Annotated in this window: 21 protein-coding genes; 15 read left to right on the top strand and 6 right to left on the bottom strand. The window is 49.3% G+C overall.

Annotated features, from left to right (window positions below):
- Positions 1-58: 58 nt before the first annotated feature.
- Together MKX76_RS09760 and MKX76_RS09755 are read right to left on the bottom strand one after the other, a co-directional pair.
- Complete coding sequence (locus MKX76_RS09760) at positions 59-1,087, bottom strand: sensor histidine kinase (protein WP_341033642.1); 1,029 nt, start codon at positions 1,085-1,087, stop codon at positions 59-61.
- The gene (locus tag MKX76_RS09755) at positions 1,084-1,755 is read right to left on the bottom strand and encodes a response regulator transcription factor (protein WP_028404595.1); all 672 of its coding nucleotides are present in this window, start codon (positions 1,753-1,755) and stop codon (positions 1,084-1,086) included. Before MKX76_RS09755 ends, MKX76_RS09760 begins: the two co-directional genes overlap by 4 nt.
- A gap of 196 nt (positions 1,756-1,951) precedes the next feature.
- On the opposite strand from MKX76_RS09755, the gene MKX76_RS09750 reads away from it, so the two are divergent.
- The 11 genes from MKX76_RS09750 to MKX76_RS09700 all read left to right on the top strand — a co-directional run bounded on the left by MKX76_RS09750 (position 1,952) and on the right by MKX76_RS09700 (position 15,636).
- A complete protein-coding gene (locus MKX76_RS09750; RefSeq protein ID WP_007131792.1) occupies positions 1,952-2,719 on the top strand; it encodes an ABC transporter ATP-binding protein in 768 nt (255 codons plus the stop codon).
- Positions 2,706-5,900 (top strand): alpha/beta hydrolase, encoded by a 3,195-nt coding sequence (locus MKX76_RS09745; RefSeq protein ID WP_341033640.1) that lies wholly within the window; start codon positions 2,706-2,708, stop codon positions 5,898-5,900. The genes MKX76_RS09750 and MKX76_RS09745 overlap by 14 nt, the downstream gene beginning before the upstream one ends.
- 486 nt (positions 5,901-6,386) lie before the next feature.
- Positions 6,387-8,882, top strand: coding sequence for a M60 family metallopeptidase (locus MKX76_RS09740; RefSeq protein WP_341033638.1), 2,496 nt, complete (start codon positions 6,387-6,389; stop codon positions 8,880-8,882).
- 372 nt (positions 8,883-9,254) lie between these two features.
- Positions 9,255-10,244, top strand: a complete 990-nt coding sequence (locus MKX76_RS09735; protein WP_341033636.1) for a phage baseplate protein — start codon at positions 9,255-9,257, stop codon at positions 10,242-10,244.
- Positions 10,245-10,276: 32 nt separating this feature from the next.
- The gene (locus MKX76_RS09730; RefSeq protein WP_341033635.1) at positions 10,277-10,405 is read left to right on the top strand and encodes a hypothetical protein; all 129 of its coding nucleotides are present in this window, start codon (positions 10,277-10,279) and stop codon (positions 10,403-10,405) included.
- Between the two features lie 85 nt (positions 10,406-10,490).
- Positions 10,491-10,874 carry a hypothetical protein gene (locus MKX76_RS09725; RefSeq protein WP_007131796.1) on the top strand — a complete coding sequence of 128 codons (384 nt, stop codon included), beginning with the start codon at positions 10,491-10,493 and terminating at the stop codon, positions 10,872-10,874.
- A gap of 149 nt (positions 10,875-11,023) precedes the next feature.
- A complete protein-coding gene (nagA, locus tag MKX76_RS09720; protein ID WP_341033633.1) occupies positions 11,024-12,196 on the top strand; it encodes an N-acetylglucosamine-6-phosphate deacetylase in 1,173 nt (390 codons plus the stop codon).
- Positions 12,197-12,431: 235 nt separating this feature from the next.
- Positions 12,432-12,878: a DUF3658 domain-containing protein gene (locus tag MKX76_RS09715; protein ID WP_341033631.1), complete on the top strand. Its 447-nt coding sequence runs from the start codon at positions 12,432-12,434 to the stop codon at positions 12,876-12,878.
- Between the two features lie 269 nt (positions 12,879-13,147).
- Entirely contained in the window at positions 13,148-14,101 is a 954-nt protein-coding gene (locus MKX76_RS09710; protein WP_341033630.1) for a ring-cleaving dioxygenase, read from the top strand.
- Positions 14,101-14,709, top strand: coding sequence for a flavin reductase family protein (locus MKX76_RS09705; RefSeq protein ID WP_028406655.1), 609 nt, complete (start codon positions 14,101-14,103; stop codon positions 14,707-14,709). Before MKX76_RS09710 ends, MKX76_RS09705 begins: the two co-directional genes overlap by 1 nt.
- 282 nt (positions 14,710-14,991) lie before the next feature.
- Entirely contained in the window at positions 14,992-15,636 is a 645-nt protein-coding gene (locus MKX76_RS09700) for an SDR family oxidoreductase (RefSeq protein WP_341033628.1), read from the top strand.
- A 107-nt stretch (positions 15,637-15,743) separates the two neighbouring features.
- Here MKX76_RS09700 and MKX76_RS09695 read toward each other — a convergent pair whose 3' ends face one another.
- The 4 genes from MKX76_RS09695 to MKX76_RS09680 form a co-directional block, all read right to left on the bottom strand.
- A complete protein-coding gene (locus MKX76_RS09695) occupies positions 15,744-16,538 on the bottom strand; it encodes a DJ-1/PfpI family protein (RefSeq protein WP_251535124.1) in 795 nt (264 codons plus the stop codon).
- Positions 16,539-16,678: 140 nt separating this feature from the next.
- Positions 16,679-17,326, bottom strand: a complete 648-nt coding sequence (locus tag MKX76_RS09690) for a DUF2306 domain-containing protein (RefSeq protein ID WP_341033626.1) — start codon at positions 17,324-17,326, stop codon at positions 16,679-16,681.
- 51 nt (positions 17,327-17,377) lie between these two features.
- Complete coding sequence (locus MKX76_RS09685) at positions 17,378-18,412, bottom strand: DJ-1/PfpI family protein (RefSeq protein WP_251535121.1); 1,035 nt, start codon at positions 18,410-18,412, stop codon at positions 17,378-17,380.
- Positions 18,413-18,422: 10 nt separating this feature from the next.
- Entirely contained in the window at positions 18,423-18,659 is a 237-nt protein-coding gene (locus tag MKX76_RS09680) for a hypothetical protein (RefSeq protein ID WP_251535119.1), read from the bottom strand.
- Positions 18,660-18,845: 186 nt separating this feature from the next.
- On the opposite strand from MKX76_RS09680, the gene MKX76_RS09675 reads away from it, so the two are divergent.
- The 4 genes from MKX76_RS09675 to MKX76_RS09660 all read left to right on the top strand — a co-directional run bounded on the left by MKX76_RS09675 (position 18,846) and on the right by MKX76_RS09660 (position 23,465).
- Positions 18,846-19,532: a response regulator transcription factor gene (locus MKX76_RS09675; protein WP_341033623.1), complete on the top strand. Its 687-nt coding sequence runs from the start codon at positions 18,846-18,848 to the stop codon at positions 19,530-19,532.
- Between the two features lie 2 nt (positions 19,533-19,534).
- Complete coding sequence (locus tag MKX76_RS09670) at positions 19,535-20,890, top strand: sensor histidine kinase (RefSeq protein ID WP_341033622.1); 1,356 nt, start codon at positions 19,535-19,537, stop codon at positions 20,888-20,890.
- A 77-nt stretch (positions 20,891-20,967) separates the two neighbouring features.
- Positions 20,968-21,645 carry a response regulator transcription factor gene (locus MKX76_RS09665; RefSeq protein ID WP_251535113.1) on the top strand — a complete coding sequence of 226 codons (678 nt, stop codon included), beginning with the start codon at positions 20,968-20,970 and terminating at the stop codon, positions 21,643-21,645.
- Complete coding sequence (locus MKX76_RS09660; RefSeq protein WP_341033619.1) at positions 21,642-23,465, top strand: sensor histidine kinase; 1,824 nt, start codon at positions 21,642-21,644, stop codon at positions 23,463-23,465. Before MKX76_RS09665 ends, MKX76_RS09660 begins: the two co-directional genes overlap by 4 nt.
- Positions 23,466-23,546: the final 81 nt, after the last annotated feature.

Below are 23,546 nucleotides of genomic sequence, written 5' to 3'. Positions count from 1 at the left end.
AGGCCTTGGCGGCTTTAAAGGTTTATGACGTTGCCTTCATTATTGGAAGCATGTAACATTACATCATTTCATGAATGCTTCGCGATTTAGGGAAGATGATGGCAAGCTCTGTATATTGGCCTGGTTCGGATCGCGCAGACAACCGGTGTCCCAGTTTGATGGCCATCTGGCTGGCCAGGTACAATCCCAATCCCGTTGATTTTGCGTCATTTCTACCGGTTGATCCGGTGAAACCTTTATCAAAAATTCTTCCGAGATCTTCCGGAAGGATGCCGATGCCGGTATCCCGGATCAAAAGCCGCTTCTCGCTCGGATTATCCTCGATGGAACAGGTAACGGCACCTCCTTGGTTTGTATATTTCAAGGCGTTGGTGATGATTTGGTCGAGGATGAATCCAAGCCACTTGGCGTCACTGTGAACCGTGTGTTCTTCTTCCCACATGGTGAACCGGAGCCGTTTGGCAACGAACAGCTTGGCGTACTTGCGGACACAGGCTCGCATGATCTGGTTCAGTGAAACCTCGGCAATCAAATAATCCCTCGAAAATGAATCGATCCGAGAATAATAGAGCGCTTGTTCAACATAGTGATCGATTTTGTTCACTTCATCCTCCAGCTTATTCACGAGCTCCTCAGCCGATTTGCCGGCACTGTTTCTCATCAGCAGATGGGCAGCCGTGATGGGAAGCTTTACCTCGTGAATCCAAGACATGATAAAGTCATGATAGTCCTTCCGTTCCCCATGGTACTTTCGAATAGTGTCCAGCTTCGCTTGATGGAGCTTTCTTGCCAACGCTGTGTAGAGCTGTTGCTCATGACTGATCGGCTTTGGTACAGCAGCGACAATATCGTCATCGTCGTTTCCGGTCAATTCATCCAGTGCTTGATAATGTGCATAGCGCCGAGCATATCCAACGATCAGATAGGTGGCGGTTAAGATTAAGCACCCGAGCAGTGTGTAAAAAATATCTCCGGCATCATATTTTCCGGATGCACTAACAACCATCATTAAGGTTGCAAACAGCATCTGCGCGACGGCCAATAATATCACATAACGTTTATCTTCTAAATATCGCAGAAAACTCATTTGATCATATACCCTTCACCCTTGATCGTTGTGATAAACCGGCTTTTTCCCAGATCATCCAATTTTTTTCGGATTCGCGTCATATTAACCGTCAAGGTGTTGTCATCCACAAAGCTTTCATCCTCCCACAAACGGCGCATGATGGTTTCTCTGCTGACGATGCTACCTTTACTCTGCATCAACAGATTCAGGATTCGGAACTCGTTCTTCGTCAGCTCCACTGATTGCTCTCCGGATAACAGCCTCCCATCATGAAGGTTCAGGATCACGCCTTCATGTTCGATTACATTCGGGAAAGGATCGATATACGAGTAGGTTCTGCGCAGCAGCGCTTTGATTTTGGAGATCAGCACTTCGTCATAGAACGGCTTCTGTATATAGTCGTCTCCGCCCATATTAATCGCCATCACCATATCCATTGGCGTATTGCGGGAGGAAAGGAAGATAATCGGCACATTGGAGACTTCCCTAATCCGGCTGCACCAATAGAAACCGTCATACACAGGCAGGTTGATGTCTAAGAGCATCAGATGAGGCTGTTCTGCCACATAACGTTCCTGGACCCGATCAAAATCGTTACAAAGCACAGACTCGAATCCCCATTTCTGCAAGGTTTCCCCGAGCATTTCACTGATCGTTGCATCGTCTTCCACGATCATGATCTTCACATATAATCCCTCCGATCCGGCGCGGTTCATGTCATTTCATCTCATTATACCTTTGATAGGGAAAGCAAACATCATCGCTTTGGACAAGGTTACAAAAATGTAAGCCTGCTCAAGAATTTCGTAAGTCAGGAGTAAGGCTGCTCGTTAAAAACGGTGTTATGATACCAGGGAATGATTACCTGGAGGTGGAGAACAGATGAAAGAGCTCGTTAAAATACAGCAATTACAAAAGTCGTACGGCGTCAAAGGAAATGTGATCCCGGTGCTGTACGGCATTGATATGACTGTTCAGGAAGGAGAATTTGTCGGGATAATGGGGCCATCCGGCTCCGGGAAAACGACACTGCTCAATATCGTATCCACGATCGACGAGCCGACCTCTGGAGACATCGTGATCGACGGGGAGAACGTGCTGCAGATGAATGAAGCACAATTATCGGAGTTTCGCCGAACGAAGCTGGGCTTTATTTTTCAAGACTATCATCTCTTAGATACGCTGACCGTCAAGGAAAATATTGTGCTTCCGCTCGCCCTTGCAAGGATGGGCGTCGATGAAACGGAACGCCGGGTGGCAGCGATCGGGGAGCGCTTTGGCATCGGCCATATTATGGACAAATACCCGTATCAAATCTCCGGCGGGCAAAAGCAGAGAACGGCTGCTTCCCGTGCAATCGTGACCGATCCGAGACTGATTTTGGCGGATGAACCGACGGGTGCTTTGGATTCCCGCGCTGCTGCCGACTTGCTCGAGGCGATGAAGGATCTGAACGAGCAGGAATTCGTCACGATCCTGATGGTCACGCATGATGCTTACGCAGCAAGCTATTGCAGCCGCGTGATGTTTATTAAAGACGGCGGCATTTTTGCAGAACTGGTCAAGGGAAGCATGTCCAGAAAGGAAATGTTCAAAAAGATATTGGATGTGCTGAACGTGCTGGGAGGAGATGCCAATGACGCTGTTTGATCTGGCCAAGAAAAACATACGGGGCAATTTCCGCCATTATTTTGTTTATTTCATCTCCATGTTTATAAGTGTCGTCATTTTTTATATTTTCGCTTCCCTGCAGTACAGTACGGAAATCATGAACGCGATCGAGTCGTCCAGCAGCATGAAGTCCACGTTCTTCATTGCTTCGATCGTGTTAATCTTGTTCGTGTCGGTGTTTATCCTGTATTCCAACCAATTCTTCTCCAGAAAACGGAAGAAGGAAGTAGGGCTGTATGCCCTGCTGGGATTGCCCAAACGAACGATCGGCCGTTTGCTATTCTATGAAAATCTTCTGATCGGTTTAATCGTTCTCGCATTGGCAATCGGTGCCGGATCTCTTCTGTCAAAGCTCTTCACCATGATCCTGGCCCGGCTGCTCGGCATCAGCGTGGATATAGGGATGTCGATCTCCTTTCCGGCTGTCATCAGTACGATCATCGTGTTCATGATGATTATTCTGATCACTTCTGTGCAGGCGTATAGGCTGATCTACCGATTCCGGCTGATCGAGCTGTTTCGTGCGGAACAGGAAGGGGAGCGGGAACCGCGGGCTTCCATCCTTTCGGCGTTTGCTGCTATCCTCATCCTGTCGATCAGTTATAGGTTCGGACTTCGCGAGTTTGCGAATAATGAGCAGATCCTGACCAATCTTGGGGTGATGTCGGTCGGGATCATAGCGGGGACGGGACTCTTGTTTTCATCGCTTATTATTTTTGTCCTGCGATTGGCGAAGCGCCGTAAACGTTATTACTATAAGGGGTTGAACTTGGTAATTACGTCGAATCTCGTCTATCGCATGAAGGGGAATGCCCGCACGTTCGGCATCATATCCATCTTGTCGGCTTTGGCGTTGTGCGCATTCAGCTTTGGCTTGAGTACTTACCATACCTACGAGCATTCCACGCGTTTGATCGCTCCCTTCAGCTATATGTTTGTTAGCCAGGATGCAGCTTTTAACAAGCAAGTCGACCATCTGATCCGAAGCGATATGGCGCATCCTGTGGCCGAGCAGGTTACGATTCCTGTTATTCATCTGAACGGACATTCTTCGAGCGATGAGATTATATCGAAGAAACAAATGGCATCTAACGAGCGGCCCATCAAAGTCACCTCCGTGAGCGGGTATAACCGGGCTGCGGAAGCGCTCAGCATTCCCCGACTGGATGTGACGGAGCCCGGCCGGGCGATTGCGATTCGCCCGATGTACACGGAGCATGAGTGGTCGGATTATGACGGAGAGACGATCACCTTGGAGCTGCCCTCACGACCGTTGACTCTGGCATTTACCGATATGACGATCGAACGTATCGTGAACTGGAGTTATCCGGATATAATGGTCGTGGTCGCTGATGAAACCTACCGCGCCATCGAGCGGCAGAGTCCTTCTGTAGACTATATCGGCTACACGGTAGAGGGGCAGAAAACAACGAGGGCTACTTCTAATGCGCTTGCCTCCATGGCCACGCCGGAATCAAAGCTGACGTCGTATTATGCCGAATATCGCGTTGGAATCGAGAGCGCTGCGCTAAATGTATTTATTCTCGGCTTTTTGGGACTTGTATTCCTCTTGGCAACGGGGAGCGTCCTTTATTTCAAGCAGTTGACCGAAGCGGCGGGAGATCAGGCCCGCTACGATGTTCTGAGGAGAATCGGTGTGAGCAATAACGAGATTAGCGGTTCGATCTTTAAGCAGAACGCTATGATCTTTATGCTGCCGCTGCTCGTTGGGGTGGTACATTATATTGTCGTATTCAGCTGGCTAAGGAGGCTGTTCGGCGGATTGGGCGGCATCAGTCTTCTGGAGCCCGTCCTGGTCTGTATTAGCGTGTTTATGATGATCTATATGGTCTACTTTGTGCTGACCGTAGGTTCTGTCAGCAAAATTCTCATCGGGGAAACCCCGCGTTGGGTCCGTCTTTCGGTGCTGGTGATCACGTCAGTAGCCATCATACTTGTCGGGATCTTCGTATGGCTGGCCCCGGTCCCGCAGGAAGAAGAAATCGCAAAGGGGCCAAGCGTCCAGCTCCACATTCCTGCACCTATGGGGAAATATCCGGTCGGCGTGACAGAGCTACACTTAATGGATAAGGACAGAATGGACCCTTGGGTTAACGAAGGACCGAGGGAGCTTATGATCAGCATCTGGTACCCTGCAGAGGAAGAAAGCGGACAAAAGGCCATGTATATGCGGGAAGGTGCAGCAAAACATTATGACCAAGCGGAACTTCCATCCATCGGTCTTACCCCTGGCACGGTCAATCTGGCCGATATCGATACCCACGCATGGCTGGAGGCGCCTGCGGCCGATAATGAGGGAGGTTGGCCGGTGATCATCTTCTCCCCGGGCGGCTCCATTCCGCGAAGCTTTGGCACGATCCTGGTGCAGGAAATGGCTAGCCGAGGATATGTCGTCATTACGTTGGATCATACCCATGAAGCATCAGTCGTCGAATTTGCCGACGGTCGGGACGTAACGGAGGCGCTGCCGGCATTCAGTGCTGAAACGGTACTTAAGATGATCGATGTCCGTGTTGATGATGTGCGATTTGTACTGGATCAACTGATCGCAATGAAGGCAGGCAGCAATCCGGATGCAGGTAAGAAGTTGCTGCCTCAAGGTTTGGCCGCCGGTCTTAATCTTTCCAAGGTAGGCATTTATGGGCACTCTGCCGGGGGAGCGACGGCTGCCCAAACGATGTATGAGGACGAGCGAATCGATGCGGGGATCGATATGGACGGAACAATGGGGCATATGCCCAATCACCCGCTGCCTGTTGCCCAGCACGGCCTGGATCGTCCATTTATGCTCCTGAACTCCGGTTTCAACGACGAGGGAGAAGTGGACTCGCATTTGACGGCGGAGGACCGGGCCATGTTCTGGAACCATACAAGCGCTTGGAAAATGGATGTGACCATACCGAACGGGGCCCACTTTACCTTTACCGATTATCAGTCCCTGTTGCCTCAGCTTGCAAGCAAGGTAAGCCTTTCCAGGCTTGCGGTCCAGCAAAGCATTGGAACCGCTGACTCTGAGCAATCGCTTGACGCTCAACGGGAATATGTGGCAGCGTTCTTCGATTATCATTTAAAGGGCATTCCGCAGCCTCTGCTCGAGACTACAGACTCGCCTTACACAGAGGTTAATGTAATCAACTAGCGGTTGGTCATGAAAGCGAAGAAATGATGGACCTTTAGCCACTTAACCAGCCGTATTCCATCCATGCCTCGCTCATATCAGAGCGGGGCTTCAGGCGCTGCGAATAACGCTTGGAAGCAATGGCCGATACGCCTTTCATTTGTAGACTAAACAAGAATAAACAAGTCTGTCCGAAAAAAATACAGTCCGGTCTTAAATATCGGCAGTGGGTCAATTCCCGTAAGTTGTTCTATATTTAGGATGGGCGAAATGACACAGCTACAAGCTAAAAGAAGTTGGACAAAGTAATCGATCGCCTTTTCAAACTTCATAGGGGAAGGAGTTGAATATTTATTATTTAATCCGAAGTTACCTTTAATCGAAATTTTATATCTTTAGCTGAAAGGAAGTAGAATAACGTACAAGTCCGAACTGGGTCGCACGAAATTTACCAGCTCAAGCAAAATGATCGGAAATTAACCTGAAAATTGAAAAGGAGGATATGATTTGCCAAAAAAGTGGAATTTGAAGATCGCAGCCCTTATCGGCTCTGCATTAGTAATAAGCTCCATATCACCGTTAACCCTAAATGCTGAAAGTCCTGAGGCTTCATCTAACGTAACCGGGTCTCCGTCTGGAGTCACTATGGAACACCTACATTCGGGCGGTCCGACTTCATTGACGACGGATTTGCCCTCAATAGACGATATTCGCAAAGACTTCAGTCTGTTATATAAGGACTTGGCGGCGATTCCATACTTTGCAGGCGGAGGGGTAGCCGCAATTGGCGGCAATGCGTTCAATGTGAGCGTTCCGGGTAACATCCCGGCAATTGCGGCATCTCGATATGGCAAAGGGCGAGTTCTACTGGCCGGGAGCGATCGATATTTTAACCTTTCCGAGCAAGCAGATGAAACTAGCAGCACGCTAGCACGAAATATTTTATTATGGCTAACGGACGAGTCGCATACGAATTCTGGCCGCGGCAACGATATAACGGGACGCTACGCGGATGCTTTACGGGGAACGGGTAAGAAAATCAGCTTGATCACTACTTCTCATTCATTTACGGTATCTCCTGATCTTCCCATCGAGCTCGTGAAAAGCGACAGCTGGGAATCAGCGAATCTGAACCCGCAAAAATATGCGGTTGCTTACGTAGACAGCTCGGTGAAGGATTCCGATCTAGAAGCACTGGATAAGTATATACGTCTTGGTGGCAGCGTGATCGTATCTGAAAACAACAGCGTCCTTGAAGGAATTACGCGCGATACGCCTGAGCATATTGTCCTGCAGGTCGGCAATCTGCGAGGGGGACGACTGAGTCGGGATTTCGCCATTCAAAAATTAATGAACCGTGCAGGCCTGACTTTGATGAACCGCGGCACCGACTCAAATGGCAATGAATCCAAGCTGACCCCAGAACAATCATTGAATCATCACTTCATGAACCGCTTTCAGCAAGGAAGAGCAGTTGAAGCAGGAACGATCACTTATGACGACATCGACATTGGTCCAGCCGGAACAACTGAAAGCAAAAAGCGGGAGCTGCTGTATACGATTCTAAGTGAAACACTCGAGACATTATCGACTGAATCACAACTATTTGATTGGGCCAGCTTAGAGGCGAGTAAATTGCCTTCGGCCACTTTCCCAATCTCTAAATTTCAAGCTCCGTACACGAACGCACTTCGCGTATTCGAATTCAGCCATTTTACGTTGAACCCATCCAATAAAAAATCACCGTATGCGGATCAATTTCCAGGTAAAGTCGCTGATGATGCGTTCGTAGTGAATAACCGGGAGGTTGAGGTGGATTTTGACTTTCCCAACATGATGTACACACATGCTCTCCCTTCGAAAAATTGGGTTAGCACAGGACTTTATGCACCTCCTGGAAAAGCCGTAACATTGGAAGTACCGGAAGGCGCCGAGCATTTGACGGTACAAATCGGTTCACATGATGACGACCTGAGGGGGGCAAGCAAATGGGAACGTGCTCCTCTTGTGGTGAATCATCAAAAGCTGGCACCCGGAAGAAATCAGGTGAACAGTCCATATGGTGGGTTGATATATCTTATTCCACTGAAGTCTAAACCAGGCGTAAAAGTTAAAGTCAGCATTAGCGGTGCGGTTGAAGCCCCCCGCTTCGTGCTTGGAGAAACGACGGCGGAGCAATGGGAAGCGATACGGAATCTGCCACCTAGCGTTCCGTTTGCTGAACTTCAGGGTAAAAGAATCGTGCTAACCGTCCCTTCTGAGCTGATCCGTGACGTATCGAATCCTGAAGAGCTGATGCAGACTTGGGATGAAATATACGATAGCTATGATGAATTGGTCGGACTACACTCGGAGAGGGCTATGCCGCACACCGCTCATAAGATGAACCGCCGATACGTGGCAGATGTTCAAATTTCCTCAGGTGCAATGCATGCGGGTTATCCGATTATGCTTCCGTTCAGCTATGCTCCCAATTTGCTCGATATTGACTATCTCCGATCGAGTGCCTGGGGGTTCTGGCATGAGCTGGGGCATGAATACCAGCAACGGACATGGACTTGGGGCGATGTTGGTGAGGTTACCGTAAATATTTTCTCCCTGTATACACAGGAGAGATACGGAAATCCTTCCGAATTGCTTAAGGTCGGCAGCGATGGCCAGGACTATTACGACCGGGCGATATCATTCGCAAGCAGTGACGATCCAGACAAAAAATACGGGAGTATCGGAAACTACGAAAGACTCGTAATGTTCAAGCAGTTGCAGCTTTCTTACGGCTGGGACCTCTATACCCGGATTTTCGAAGCTTATAGAGAAATGCCGCAAAGTGATATTCAGAATACTGTCGACACGTTTGCATTGGTTGCCTCGAGGGAAGCTGGCGAGGATCTGACACAGTTTTTTAGCCAATGGGCGATCGGTTTAACCGATCAAGGGAAAGAAAAAATAAAGGCATTGCAGCTGCCGCAACCGCAGCAAGAAATGTGGCTCCTTAGGGAATAGTGCGCTAATTTTGAACATCATGATGTTTCATCCATAGGTTAGGTCTGAAGCCGCGAAGTTCGCGGCTTTTTAGATTTTTACGGTATAGAAGTTACTAAAAAATGGGGAGAATCGATCAAATAGAAAATATCGTGCCTTCCTATGAAAGCTTTGATAAAATCCCATATATTTGTTAAATTATAGAAGAATAACTTGCAAACATTCCTTTTAAAAAAAGGAGGTGACCATCGCGTCGGGGTTGGATGGTTGCATCACTTGCCTATCGATTATGGAAGGAGGAAGATTGCGCACTTCGGTTGTTTTGTGTATTAAAGGCACCACGGTCGTAGGGACATGTGCAAGGATAAGATTATAACGATGGAGGTAATCCGTATGCTACGAAATCAAACGTGGAACCATTTGAAACGGCGGTTATTGACACTCACTTCTGCACTGCTTGCCATTTTTATATTCAGTATGTCTGCTTTGCCTGCATTTGCGGCAACCCCCGAGAAGACCGTGAACGCCTCCGCAACGCTCGCTTACAATCTCAAAGGACTGCAGCACAATGTGGTGGTGCAGAAAGCTTACATCGCATCTAAATATATTTATGTAACGCAGCGGTCGGGAGGAAATTGCTATCTTTCAAGATTGCTGATCGATGGAAATAACGCTACGTTCGTTGATAAAATGACCATTACCAATACCGGCCATTGCCAGACACTGGATATGTATACGTACAATGGCGAGAACTATTTTTATTTCAGCTCTAAAGCTGATCCATCCACGGACTATTACTGGTCGCTCCAGGTAGCAAGAGTTCAATATTCGCCAGGCTCAACCGTCGATTATACGGATCTTCGCCGGTTTACCTACATGAACTATGCCAATAAGACGGGTGCAAGATTAGGTGATACTTACCGGGTGGATGGCGGCGGAAACAGCACGCATACGGTCTTCCGCGTTCAGACGAAGGAAGGCACTGTGACTTGGGCCATTTATGACACGGTAGCATTGAACAAGCTCCTTGACAGCAATGAAATGGTGCGAATGGACAGCGCGGCAGCGGTAAGCGCCTGCGTGACCAGCTTCACCCAATCAGGCAGTGCCATTATTAGACCGAACGGGTCATTCCAAGGGGTGGACATGCTCGGCAGCACCGAAATCTATACCTCAGGCGGAGCGGAGGGGGAAACGCCGCAAATTGCCATGATGTCGAACACGGGGGCGTATAAATCGCTGGTGAAGATTACAAATGTGGGCAACCGCGAAATCGAGGGCGTCCAGACCAAGAACGGCAATGTGTATTTCACGATCGTTACAGATCCGGTAAATAAGAAGGATACCCAGAAAATTTATTACGTTCCTGATAGCATATTTTAATAACCGATATACAGCTATTCCGAAAAAGAGGCATGGAGCAAGTTAACCGGCATCTGAACGGAGATGCGGATCAGGCGCAGCAGGAAGTTCATGATACGCTGCTGCTGGCGCTCAGCTTAAACTCCCGGATATCGTTCCGGGAGTTTTTCTTGTCTTTTTAGTTGGGAGGATACCTTTTACAACAGAAGTGCGTATAAAATGGTGTAGTAGGGAACAAATGGTTCCGGTCGTGGTGGGGGGAATGGGATGAGTATTTGGTTGTGGGTCCTTATTGGAGTCGTCGTCTTGTTCATGGTCCTGGTGCTGGTGGTGGGTTGGATCGCATCCAAATTTGATGGGAATATGGGCATCGAGAGCAGGCGTGACGAGCATGGAAACATCATCTTGCTGGACACACCTGCGATGCGTGAATCTGCCGCGCTTGCCTATGACGGAAGTATTGAGATGGAGAAAAGAGGGCACATCAAGTCCAACGGGCAGAGCTGGAACGAGGTGTGGCTGCGAACGATCGCATCGGTACGGAAGAACACGGAGAATCCGGAATGGTATGTCCGTTACATTATTGAGAAGCGGCGCGAAGCTGGACTGCCGGAACTCGAGGGTCTGGACGAGCCGAATGAGCCGAAGTGAAAGCGGAGTGCTTTTGCTGCGTAAGTGCGGAGAGTGAATCACGATAAAGAATGGGATTCGGCGCGCCTATCGCTCGAATTTTCAACAATATACGCTATGTATCTTCTTGGTTAGACGGATGCTGAGCTAATAGCAGGGGAGGGTTTGACATGGAAGCGGTACAAATTATTAATGCTCGAATAGCAACCGATAAGCAAGTCATCGAGAATGGATCAGTACTTATCGATAAAGGGCGCATTACTGCCATCAAGAGGGAAGCCCCGGAAATCACGGGAGAGACGATTATCATTGATGGGGAGGGAAAGCTGCTCATTCCCGGCATGATCGATGTTCATATTCACGGAGCGAACGGCTATGACATGATGGACGGAACGACAAGAAGCATTCAAGAAGTTTCCAAAGCCTCAGCGGCCACCGGCTGCACCTCGTTCCTGGCGACATCCGTAACATCTGATTTGGAAACGCTTCTTCGCATGATCGACAAGGTGAAGCAGGTTGCGGGGCATGAAGAGGGAGCGATGATTGCCGGTATCCATGCGGAGGGTCCCTATTTAAACGTGAAGCGAAAAGGAATGCAGAACGAAGAGCATCTGCGGCATCCGGATTTGTCTGAAATGGGACTCATCATCGAGCGAGCCGATTCCTTTCTGAAGATGGTTACGATTGCTCCCGAGCTGCCCGGGGGTATGGAGTTGGTTACCTTTCTACATAAAAAAGGCATTGTTGTTGCGATAGCCCACTCGGATGCAACGTATGAGGAAGCCAAAGAGGCATTCCGTCTCGGGGCCAGCCATATTACGCATTGCTTTAATGGAATGCGGCCGATTCATCATCGCGATCCGGGACTTATCGTTGCCGCGATGGAGGAGCAGAAGGTAAGCTTGCAGGCCATTGTAGACAATGTGCATCTTCATCCTGCCATCGTCCGGCTCATGCATCGTGTGAAAGGGCCAGACGGGATCGTGCTCGTTACGGATGCGCTTCAGGCCATGGGGCTCGGGGATGGAGAGTATGTGTTTGGCGGACATCAGGTAACGGTCCGAAACGGGATTGCACAATTAATGGATGGAACACTCGCGTCAAGCACCGTTACGATGAACGAAGCTTTGAAGAATACGGTAACATTGGGGATCCCGCTTCAAGATGCGGTTAGGATGGCAAGCACCACGCCGGCGGATGTGCTCGGGCTGACCAACAAAGGACGCATCGCCGAAGGAGCGGATGCCGATCTGGTATTGCTGGATGACCAGTTTGAAGTCGAATGGACGATGATTGGCGGGAAGATGATTTTTAAAAGGGAAAGTGACGGCAATCATCGATAGAAAAACAGCTGAGGAAAGCTCACACTTGTTGTGACTGACAAAGGAGGGATTCCCATCGATAAGCTCGATGAAAAATTAAAGGCGTTGCATGAAAGAGAACACCTAGCCATACTCCGAAATTTGCTGCATTCTGTGAAACAGGATGATCCGGCAGTGAAGGAGACGTCTGATCGAAAGATGGCAGACAAGGAAACAGCCGATACGTATCGTTAATGTGACGAAGGTTTCCTAAGAATTGGGTTTTCACCAGAAGGGAGGAGAAACTCCTTATGCGCAGGCATTGATCGACCGGGATAATTATGTTGAAATCGTTCGGGACTATGGTGAAGGCCACCCGCTGGACTCGGAAACCAGGAAGCGGTATGAGGGCGAATGGATCGAGTTGGCGGGACAGAATCATTGGCTTCGTTTATGGGAGGCGGGAGAGCTAAGAGGCTGCGAGGAGGACAAGCTGGATCCGCTGATTATCCAGTCGGTCACCGATCTGCAAGGGATGCATGGAGCCGGTGATTATGTGCATGCAGGTGAAGTCATGGCCAGAGTTCTTGAAGTTTCACGGCAGCGAATCAGTATTTCTTTTATTACTTACAGAATCTTAAGGTTAACCAGCGATGGTGTCCTGACGTTCAAGGGAATACCGGGGTTCCCGCATCAATATTCATTACGTCTTTCGAATACATGAAATGTGAAGGAGCAGCCCCATAGGCTGCTTTCTTAGTTGAGTGATCAACGAACAGGTCACAGCAGCCATGTCAATAAATAAAACACGAAGTGTATTGACAGGATACAGATAAGTGCGTAAAATAATCTCAAATACAAATATCTTAAAATAAAGATAATTGAATTACGACCTGCAACCAAATTGGTTTGAAGCGAAGCCATAATCCATTAACAAAGCCGGTTCGCCAAATTTCGTTGCCGGCACTCAACCAAACAGAGGAGCGATAAATAATGAAAACAACAGGAATCCATCACATTACTGCAATTGTAGGGCATCCGCAAGAGAATGTTGATTTTTATGCCGGTGTATTAGGGCTCCGCTTAGTAAAACAAACGGTCAATTTCGATGATCCGGGCACGTACCATTTTTATTTCGGCAACGAAGGCGGCAAACCCGGCACAATCATTACATTCTTTCCATGGCCGGACGCCTACAAGGGCAAAATCGGCAGCGGACAGGTGGGGGTCACGTCCTATGCGATTCCGAAGGGGGCGATGTCATTCTGGCAGAACCGCCTTCGGAAATATGATGTTTCATTTGCGAGGAGTGAACGCTTTGGAGAAACTTATTTGCAGTTTGATGATCCCCATGGCCTTCATCTCGAGCTCGTGGAGCGAGAAGAAGGTGAGCTCAATACCTGGAATTTTGGCGGAGTTACTTCCGATGTAGCGATTAAAGGTTTTGGAGGGGCAACCTTATTTTCTACGAGACCGGAAAGAACCGCCGAACTGTTGGAACACGTCATGGGACTGGAATATGTCGGCCAAGAAGGAGAGCTGGCTCGGTATCGTTCCTCCGCGGATATTGGGAATACGATTGATCTGAGACTTTCACGAGCTGGCTACGGCCAGCTGGGTGTCGGTACGGTTCACCATATTGCATGGCGGGCTAAAGATGATGAGGAACAGCTCCGGTGGCAGCAATATATTGCGGACCAGGGCTATCAGGTAACTCCGGTGCAAGACCGTAACTACTTTAATGCGATTTATTTCAGAGAGCATGGGAGCATTCTCTTTGAAATCGCCACGGATCCTCCTGGATTTGCGCACGACGAATCGCATGAATCGATGGGGAAAGAATTGAAGCTGCCGTCGCAATACGAGCCTCACCGATCTGAAATCGAAAAAGTATTGCTTCCGTTCGAAGTGAGAGAGCTGGAATCCAGTGCGGGAGGCGAGTCTTGATGCTGTCCATCGATCCATCGAATCAGACCGAAAGGGAAAACTATAAGCTGCTGATCGGCAGCATTATCCCGAGACCGATCGCATTGGTTACGACGCTCTCGAACGATGGCGTATTAAACGGCGCTCCTTTCAGTTATTTCAATATCGTATCTTCGGACCCGCCGCTCATCTCGCTGTCCATCCAGCGTTCCGGAGGGATGGAGAAAGACACTGCCCGGAATATAAAGACGCTAGGCGAGTTTGTCGTTCATATTGTGGATGAAGACAATGTACATCAGGTTAATTTAACAGCCGCCAAGCTTCCTCCCGATCAGAGTGAAGTCCAATTGGCCGGATTTTCACCCGTCGACAGCGTTAAGATTACCGTTCCGGGGATCATGGAGGCCAAGATCCGCATGGAATGCAGGTTGGAGCAAGCGTTGGAGTTCGACGGGAGTAGTGAGAACGGATGCGATTTTATCATCGGAAGGGTCGTGCAGTTTCATATTCAGGATCATATTTATGAAAATGGAAGAATCGATCCCGTTGGTCTGAGGGCGGTTAGCAGGCTGGCTGGCCACCATTATGCCAAAATCGGAGAAATCTTTGCCATTGAGCGCCCGGAGTAATCAAGAGTCGCTATAAAGAAAATTCTGCAAATGAAAGAGGCATTCACCTTTGAGAAATTGCGAAGGTGATATAGAGGCATAGAACAAGAATGCATGGAGTTCTTAGACTCGATGCATTCTTGTTTTATAGAGGCGAATTTCATCCTTATAATCGAACGAGAGTAACGTATTCGCTTCACGCCAGGTTTAAGTGTATCTTATAAGTAAACACTACATATCATTCATGCGAGACTCAAGCGGTTAATAAAGGACCATAAGTGAAGAAAGGAAGGATCGAATACCATGAAGGTACTAATCATCGGAGCGAATGGCCAAATCGGCCAGCATGTTGTCAGTAAGCTTCAGTCATCGAAGGCACATCACGCCATTGCGATGGTGCGGAAGGAAGAGCAGCGAACGAAGTTCGAAGAACAGGGTGCCCGGACGATCCTTGTCGATCTTGAAGGAAGCATAGAGGATATCGCCCGTGCGGCGAAAGAGGCTGATGCGATTGTATTTACCGCAGGATCCGGCGGTCATACGGGCGCGGATAAAACCATGATGATCGATTTGGACGGAGCCATTAAATCCATGGAAGCCGCCAAGCTAACCGGCGTACGTCGTTTCGTGATGGTCAGCGCCATCGGTGTGCATCATCGTGAAAAATGGATGGAGAGCGCACCATACTACAGCGCGGCCAAACATTACGCGGATGTTTGGTTAACGCAAAGCGGACTGGATTATACGATTATCCGTCCAGGCCAGCTGACGAACGAAGGGGGTACCGGGAAGGTCGCCGTAGCGGTTGATTTGGATCGCGGCAGCATTCCGCGGGAGGATGTTGCATCTACGATTGTCGCTTCATTGGAAAATCCTCATACCATCGGCAAGGCATTCGACATGGTTAGTGGAGACACGCCAATTGAAGAAGCACTTCGTTCCTTATAGGGGAACGAAGTGCTTTTTAAGCGTAAGCCTCAGCCCAAAGCGTGAATCATGCAAGCACGATTGCCGTGCCTGCGTGATTCAATGACGTTTGAAGGCAATGCCGTGTTTTATTTCTTCTCCGGAGCATCGCCGGCATTCGATCCAAAATTCATCGGCGTCGTACCTTCCGCTTTCCACACCGTTCCTCTCCGTTCGTACTCGAATAATCTTTCAATCGCATTCGCGATTTGCGGCCCTAATTCTCGTTCAACTAAATACAGGGCGACGTCTAGCCCGGAAGTCACTCCTCCACCGCTCACCAAGCGAGGCCCATCTTCAACGACTCTTGCCTCGACCGTTTTCGCACCAAGAGCTGCGAGCGCGGGCATGCCGATTGAATTGGTGACGGCATACCGGTCTTTCAGCAAACCATCCATGGCAAGCAGCAGAGAACCGCCACAGACCGTTGCCACCGTCACTTCCTTATTGTTTAATGCTTGTTTCATCAAACGGGTCAAGCCGGTATCCTTGGCTTGCTTAAGAATATTGGGGATCGAATCATCCGAATGTCCTGCAGGCTTGCCCGAAGCCCCAGGAACCACAATAATTCCCGAACGTTTTGGGTCTAATGCAGCCTGCGCTTCAAGGGAGGGACCATTCAATCCGCTCGGGACCACTCGCTTGCCTTCTGCAGATACCAATTCCACCGTAACTTTTCCGCCGGTATACATTTCTGCGGCAGCAAACACTTCATAAGGCCCGGTAACGTCAAGCAAATCGAAACCGTCGAATAATACGATTTGAACATGGATATTTTTGTCCGCTGCTTGATCTTGATTTTCTGGAGGATTTGCACTTGCAGTTGGGACGACAAGCGATAGCAGCAGGGTAAACGACATGAGTAAACCAAAGATTTTTTTCATTATAAACCTGCATCCTTTCGTTTTGCCCAAGGCGTCAGCGAATGATATCCGCCAGGCATTGAGTATTTGATTGATTTCTAAAATGAAGGGGTACCCAACCCAGTATCCACAGTGAAATGGAGGGGAGAGCGATACCTCGTTTAGGAGGGGAACGAAACATCCTTCGATTGACCGATGGTTTGGATGAAGATGCTGGGAATCACGAGCAGCAACGCGATAGATCCGTAAACGCCAATGGTGTAGCTCGTGGCATAAACGAGCCCGAACCCCTGATGAAAGAGGGAAGTAATGAGATGAATCAACAGATTTGTGAAACAAAAGGCGTAGCTCCGGATCATCCAATTCCGGTGGCGGATGATCCGCTTCCTTCGGATTTGGACGAGAGCGGTAATCGTAATAATCAGCCATAGGATATTCAAAGCATTGAAGCCCATACTGCTTATTTTTCCGCCGGTGGCGTAGGGCGCCATGTAACCGGAGGTCAACACGACCACAAGCACGGATACGATGTAAACATAACCGTTAATGCGATGGAATCGGCGCTTTTTCTCGAATATCCATTTTGAAAAGTTCACCAGCCCCGACGCCATCGCAATACATGCAAAAGCAACATGCACATACATCACGTTCAGCCAGACCGGCAGATTCAACTCGCGCTTCAGCCCGGTTTTATGGCTTAAGAAGAACGTTGCTTCAGGATCGATCATATAGTTTTTCAATAAGGCGTAGAGAATAAATAGAACGCTGGCACTAGCCAACAATCCGTATAATGTGTTCCGTTTCTTCATATCAACCGCAACCCCCGAGGCTCCATATTCGTTACCCATACGCATACCGGGCTATGTAACCCGTCTTCCTGATAATTTGGATGCCGGCAGGATTCCAGCCTTGGCGACGCCAAACATTTGGTCACCATCGACGGAAACTTCGAATTTTAAATTCAACCGCATCGGCTTCGTGATTTGAAGCGACCAGGCAAGCTGACCGTCTCGAAGCACAGGATTCAAAAATTCGACCGTTTCCTCACCTTGGGTAGCCGTGCCTCGGATCCGATCCTCACTCGCAGAAATGGAGAGCTTGACCTGGAGCTTTCCGACGGGCGTGGCAATGGTCGCATCCCAATCGCCGTCAAAGGCAGAGGTCTGTACCGCATCGGTATCCGGCTTGTTGTAGGGGATAGACGTTTGGTCTGCGTCGAAGCTCGGTTCGCCGACCTTCGGTTTATTTCCATTGCGAGGTCCCACGCCGGATTCCTTCCAAACGGTTCCCCTCCGTTCAAATTCGAACAGCTGCTCTACCGCGTGGGCCATCCGCGGTCCGAGCTCGCGTTCCAGCAGGTATAGCGCAACGTCAAGCCCGGAAGTCACGCCGCCGCCGGTAACCAGATTGCCGTCATCCACCACGCGAGCGGAGATCGGAACAGCCCCGGTTGCAGCGAGTAAATCCATGCCCAGATGATTCGTTACCGCCGGTCTGCCTTCCAAGAGCCCGCCCATGGCCAGCACGAGTGAACCGCCGCAAACCGTGGCGACAACGATGTCTTTGTTGCCAAGTGCCTGGCGAATCATCTCCGTTAAATCTGTATTCATCGCCCGGCCAAGAATAGCAGGAACCGTATCCGGGCCATCTCCTTCAACGCTTCCGGAGGCACCGGGAACGACGATGATCCCTGAGCGATTCGGGTCGAGCGTGGCGCTCGCCTCAATCGTCAGCCCGTTGATGCCGCTGGGGACGGAACGCGGCCCTTCGGCTGTGACCAATTCGACGTTTATCGCGTCTTCAGCATACAGGGCTGCTGCACAGAAAACCTCATATGGCGCAATGGCATCCAGAAGGTCAAAGCCATCAAATAACACGATTTGAACATGCAGCATAAGTGATTTCTCATCCTCCTTGTTTTTCTATTCCCAAAAGATCCTTCAGCCTGTAATATTCCTTCTCATCGATCTCACCTTTAGCCATCCGTCTTTTCAGAATGAAAGCAATATCACGATCGTTTAGATCGGAAGGTTTTTGGCGACGGGAAATCGCATAGAATCGAACGGCTGCGAAACAAAAGAGCGTGAGACAAAATAAAGCTCCGAAAGGAAAAAAAGAAAACGTGCCGTTTTCGACGCCCATTGGCATGAACCTCCTTTTTTGCATGGCTGGAATGCGTGATGTGCTGCAAGGAGAATCATAACAAAGGAATATCTCGAACGAAGTGGCGAAACAGTCACAAAAGTATAAACAAATCATCACAAAATACCGGGTCCCGCCTGTTCCAGCTCATATCATGATAAACTAGGTGGTGAAGGTGGGATAATCATGAGTGGATTACATACGATCCTCGTTGTAGACGATGACCCGAGTATCGTTGATCTATTGAGGGATTTTTTAGAGAATGACAGCTTTCAAGTAATGACCGCATGTGACGCTGACCAAGCGTGGACGATATTTCAACAGTCTCCCATTCACTGTATCGTGCTGGACATCATGATGCCGGGGCAAAATGGGTTTGAGTTATGCCGACGGATTCGGGCAGAGAGCCATGTTCCGATCCTGTTCTTGAGCGCCCGCAGCGATGATGTGGACAAGATCAGGGGCTTCACGCTCGGCGGCGATGATTATATCGTCAAAACAGCTTCACCGGGAGAGATCGTAGCCAGGGTGAAGGCTGTACTGCGGCGTACCGATTCCAGCTGGCAAAAGAATGAAAGAATCTTGGATTATGGCCGCATCAAGATCAACCTCTCCGCGAGGGAAGTTGTCGTGGATGGGAAGCATGTCGTGCTCACGCCGAAGGAGTATGAACTGCTGCGATTATTTGCGGAGCATCCAAGGCATGTCTTCTCCTATGAGCAGCTATTGGCGAAGTTTTGGGACGGGATCGGCGACAGGCATACGATTCGCGTTCATCTCAGTCGGCTGCGGGAGAAAATCGAATCCGACCCGAATCACCCGAAATACCTGCTAAATGTATGGGGAGTAGGGTATCGATTCGAAGGAGGGTAAAGATGAGGAAAATTCGCATTCGTACATTTACTTTGCTTTGCTTCGTCTTCATCCTCGCGCTTCCATGGAACTTCTATGTTGCCGCTCATTTTATGGAGACCAAGACGCTCAGCTTCGAAAAAGGCCGGCTGCAAAATGAGACGCTGCAAACCAATATCTCGGAAGTGACTCAGCGTATTGAATCAGACACAGACAAATGGGCGGATCCCGATTGGCAAAATCAATTGCATGCAGCCCTCCGCCAAGCGAAAATGGATGTGCTGATCCAAACCGCCGCAGATCAGGACATTTATCGGTCCAATCCGGAGCGAAGCGGAACAACATTGTCGACCGAGCGGTTTTCCGTCATCCAAGACGGTCAGTTACAGGGACGCGTTACTCTTTATCTGCCTCAATCCAATCAGGTTCAAGTGATGGCGGCATTCATCGGGCTGCTGCTTGCCATCTTTATTGTCGGCATGGGGATGAGACGATTCGTACTTACGCCGCTTGAGCGGATGGGACTCGCAGCTAGACAAATTGCAACGGGAGACTGGGATGTTCGATTACCGATGTCCAGGGTTACTGAAATTGCTGAGGTCCGCGACGGATTCGATGTGATGGTGAAGGGACTTGAGCGATCTTACCGGAAACAAGCCGAATTGGAGGAGGAACGGCGATTCGTCATTACGGCCGTAGCGCATGATTTACGGACCCCGTTGTTCGCGCTGCGGGGGTATTTGGATGGTCTGGAGCAAGGGATCGCTCAATCTCCTGAGAAGATGGCCCGGTATGTGGCGGTTTGCAAGGATAAATCGGCGCAATTGGACCGTCTGGTCGAGGATCTGTTCACCTTTACCAAAATGGAGTACGTGGAGTCTGAGCTAAACGTTGAGAAGGTTGATTTTAGACATATTCTTCAGAACTCGATAGACAGCTTGAGACCGCAGGCGATGCAGAAAGGCATCTCCATCTCGTTTCATGCGGCAGTTGCTTGCAGCATCAACGGAGATATGCATTTATTAGAGCGTGCGATGAACAATCTGCTGGACAATGCCGTAAGACACACGCCTGCGGGTGGCATGATTGAGGTCGATTGTTATCGACATGCCGATAAGGTAACATTTACGGTGCGTGACACAGGACCGGGCTTCTCTTCGGAAGAGCTGGAACGTGTATTCGAACCTCTATATCGCGGAGAAGCTTCCCGAAGTCGTGCAACCGGAGGCAGCGGATTAGGGCTGACGATCTCACAACGCATTATTCGGCAGCATGGAGGAGACCTTGCTGCAAGCAATCATCCGGAAGGAGGAGCGCTGCTTGCAGGATGGATCCCATTGGCGATGGAAAAACATCAAGATCAGGAGATAAGAGGATGATTTTTAGAATCCGGCTTCCTTAAATCCCAGCACATCGTTAAGGGTACGTAACTAGAAAACGCTAAAGAGGATGTTATATGTCAAGAACGATACTAATTATAGAAGATGAGCATATTTTACGTGAAATCATGAAGGATTATTTGCTTGCGGAAGGATATGAGGTGCTTGAGGCCGCGGATGGTAAACTTGGAATCGCCCTATTTCAGGAGCATGAAGTGGATTTGATCATCCTCGACATCATGCTGCCGGAGCTCGACGGCTGGTCCGTATGCAAGCGAATCCGCAAAACCTCGAATGTCCCGATTATTATGTTAACGGCCCGCTCGGACGAAGACGATACGCTCCTCGGCTTCGAGCTCGGCGCTGATGACTATGTCACGAAGCCATACAGTCCTCCTATTTTGCTTGCACGCGCGAAGCGGTTATTGGAACGCAGGTTTGCTCACGATCATGATCAAGACACGCTAACCATCGGCGGTTTTATGGTCCATTTTCCATCCCGCAGCGTATCGATTGACGGCAAGGCCTGCGGCTTGACGCATACCGAATTCGAAATACTGACTTATCTGATGAAGAACAAAGGAATTATTGTTAGCCGGGAACAGCTGATCACCAAGATTTGGGGCTATGATTTCGCCGGGGATGATCGAACGGTCAACAGCCATATCCGCAATTTGCGTTCCAAGCTCGGCGAGCTTGCCAAGCACATCGTGACGGTGGTTCGTTCGGGATACAAATTCGAGGAAGAGCCATGAACAAGAGCATTGTCCTGAAGCTGTTTATGTTGACGGCCGGCTTATCCTTGTTCCTGATCGTCGCTATTTTTGCCCTGCAAACCGTTTTCTTCGAGCGATTTTACGCTTACCAGAAGGTCAAGGATGTCAGAGCGGCGCTGACCGCCTACGAACAAGAGCTGCTGCAAGGCGAGGATGGTCTTGCGCAGACGGCCAAGCGGGAACAAGACTTTTATGAACAACATAACACCTGGATTACGACGCTGGACGAACAAGGAAATCTGAAGGATGCCGATGATTTTTCCATGGAAATCAAACTGGAGCATGACGAGGACGACTTCGCATATTCCGCACGTATGATCCATGTTCCGCTCTACAGCTATATCAATGTGGAGGACTTTTACACCAACAATCCATTTGTTAAACCATGGATCGAGGAAGGGGAACACATTGCCTTGGAAGGCCTCATCATGAATGACCAGCTGATTATTCAGCGAATGGGGAGGGGCCCTTCCTATTTGCGAGACGAAAGCCATCTCGAAAATCCGCAGCTCGTGAATAAAGAGTATGAAGTCGTCAATCGGTATCAAGGTGCCACGGAAGATTACTTTAAAAAATACCCCAGCATCCAGGTAAGCGGAAAGATCACGAAGCTGCGCATACCGGAAGGCGCTGCGGTGTCCCGTTATACGAACCGCTTGCTTCTGCAGCGGGTTCAAACGTTTCAAGCGGATCTGCTGTATGGGGATATTTCGAGGCAGCAGACGGGGCAGGTTATCGATTACGAGGAAAACCATGTGAATTACAAGCTATTTATCGAACCGATCCAAGATGCGGACGGGAAACCGGCATATCTGTTTGCGATGACCTCGCTCCAGCCGGTGACGGAAGCTACGGACATGATGACCGATTACTACATTTACATTATGGGAGCCGCGGTACTGCTGGTCGTTCTCGTCTCGTTTTATTATTCCCGCAAGATCGCAAGGCCTCTGCTTCGCATCAATCGAACGGCACAGCAAATGGCGGCGCTTGACTTCTCGGAGAATATCCCGGTTGGGACGAAGGATGAAATCGGCCAGCTGTCACGAAGCATTAACGAGCTGTCCGAACGGCTGCACGACCATATCGACCGGCTTGAGCAGGACATCGAGAAGGAGAAGCAGCTTGAGCATACACGGAAGGAATTTATCGCCGGCGTATCGCATGAGCTCAAGACCCCGCTAAGCGTCATACAAAGCTGCATTTCCGTTCTGAAGGACGGGATTGCAAGCCATAAGCGGGAGCATTATTTTGTGGCGATGGAGGACGAGGTGCACCGGATGAATCTTCTCATCGGGGATATGCTGGAGCTGGCAAAATACGAATCCGGAACCTATAAGATGAAGATGGAGTCATTTTATATCGATACCGTCATCGAGCGCATCTGCACAAAATTGGCGGCGGACATTGAAGGCAAGAACCTGGAGCTGCACGCATCGGTTCAACCTGTCGAGGTTGTGGGCAATGAACTGCGCATCGAACAGGTGCTGATTAACTTTCTAACCAATGCCATTCGTTATTCACCCGAGCGGGAGTCCATATTTATAACAACCATGGAGGAGCAGGGAAGCATTAAAATATCCATCGAAAATAAAGGAGCGCATATTCCGGACGAACAGCTGGAGAAGATTTGGGACCGCTTCTATCGCGGGGAGCCGTCCCGCCAGCGCTCAACCGGAGGCACGGGCCTTGGCCTCGCCATTTCCAAAAAGATATTGGAGATGCATGGCATGCCTTATGGCGTTACGAATACGTCGGGCGGGGTTATGTTCTACTTTTATTTGAATAAAAAAACATAGGCTTCATGCATCCGAGCGCAGATCTTTAGATCTGTGCTTATTTTTTGTTCAAAAGGCTTTAGCTGATCCTACCTCTATAAA

The sequence above is a fragment of the Paenibacillus sp. FSL R5-0810 genome, from assembly GCF_038002285.1.
GTDB lineage: Bacteria > Bacillota > Bacilli > Paenibacillales > Paenibacillaceae > Paenibacillus_AQ > Paenibacillus_AQ lactis.
Note: the sequence above shows the minus strand (reverse complement) of the source record. Positions and strands in the feature narration are given on the sequence as shown.